Annotated in this window: 1 protein-coding gene and 2 pseudogenes; all 3 read left to right on the top strand. The window is 59.9% G+C overall.

Features of this window, described 5'->3' with window-relative positions:
* Positions 1-197: pseudogene (locus LD28_RS23400) on the top strand (patatin family protein); the annotation flags it as partial.
* Position 198: 1 nt separating this feature from the next.
* Complete coding sequence (locus tag LD28_RS0111735; protein ID WP_033137153.1) at positions 199-840, top strand: TetR/AcrR family transcriptional regulator; 642 nt, start codon at positions 199-201, stop codon at positions 838-840.
* 25 nt (positions 841-865) lie between these two features.
* Positions 866-1,060 (top strand): annotated as a pseudogene (locus tag LD28_RS0111730) (hypothetical protein); the annotation flags it as partial.

Here is a 1,060-nt window from a genome sequence, read left to right as displayed (position 1 = left end):
GGCGTGACGAGCTGGCGCCGGTGCTGGCCAAGCATGGTCTCGAGCTCAATCTGGCTGCGCTGGCAGATGCCGATCGCACCCTGCTGGCCCCAGGCAGCGGCTCGGTCGCCGCCCTCGACAAGTCGCTGGAACAGCTGCAACACTGGCTGATCAAACGCTATCGCCACGGCGTGCGTCGTTCCCCCGCAAAGGAGTAGCATGGATCGCAAACCCAAACGCCGTACCCGGGAGCGGATCCTGACTACAGCCCTCGCCTGTTTCAATCGACAAGGGGAACCCAGCGTCACCACCTCGGCCATTGCGGCCGAGATGGAGATAAGCCAGGGCAATCTTTACTACCACTTCCATAACAAGGAGGAGATCGTCAATGCGCTGTTCGGCGAGTTTGAACAGCAGATGGATCGCCTGCTGGATGCGGTCAGTACCCCCTCCGATGAAGCGGAGGATATCTGGCTCTTCCTCCACCTGATGTTTGAAGCCATCTGGCAGTACCGTTTCCTCTACTACGACATCTCTACCCTGATGAGTGGTTATCATCAGGTTGAGCTGCGTTTTTCCGCCCTGCTGCGCCGCAAGGAGCAGACTGCTGCCGCCATTTGCCATCACCTGCAGACGGTCGGGTTGATGCAGGGCACGGCACAACAGATGCGCTCCCTGGCGGACAATGTGGCGCTGGTGGGCACATTCTGGATCTCATACCAGCGGGCACTGCACCCCAAGGGGGACGCTGATATTGCACTCGGCGTCTTTCAGGTGATGCAGCTGGTCGCACCCTATTTGCGGGCCGATGCCCGCGCTCATCTGGGCGCCCTCGCCCATCACTATACCGACAAGGTTTGATTCACATGCTACAGGGAGAACAAGCATGACCACTTCACAACTCGAATTTGTCCCCTTCCCCTACGCGGATGCGGCCTATGACTATGCTGGCCAGAAGCTGGCGGATAACTGGGAACGCCTCCATCAGGGGGATGCCGAACCCTGGCCTGAGGATGAACAGGTACAGGATGCCTGGCGGGCCTATAACGCCGGGGATTTTGCCCAGGCGGTCGCCCTTGGC

It is taken from the genome of Aeromonas finlandensis (assembly GCF_000764645.1).
Taxonomy (GTDB): domain Bacteria; phylum Pseudomonadota; class Gammaproteobacteria; order Enterobacterales; family Aeromonadaceae; genus Aeromonas; species Aeromonas finlandensis.
This window is presented reverse-complemented; position numbering and strand designations above follow the sequence as displayed.

What these genes read in the sequence shown, in the direction of transcription:
- LD28_RS0111735 (WP_033137153.1), top strand. Translation starts at nt 199, where the DNA reads ATGGATCGCAAACCCAAACGCCGTACCCGGGAGCGGATCCTGACTACA.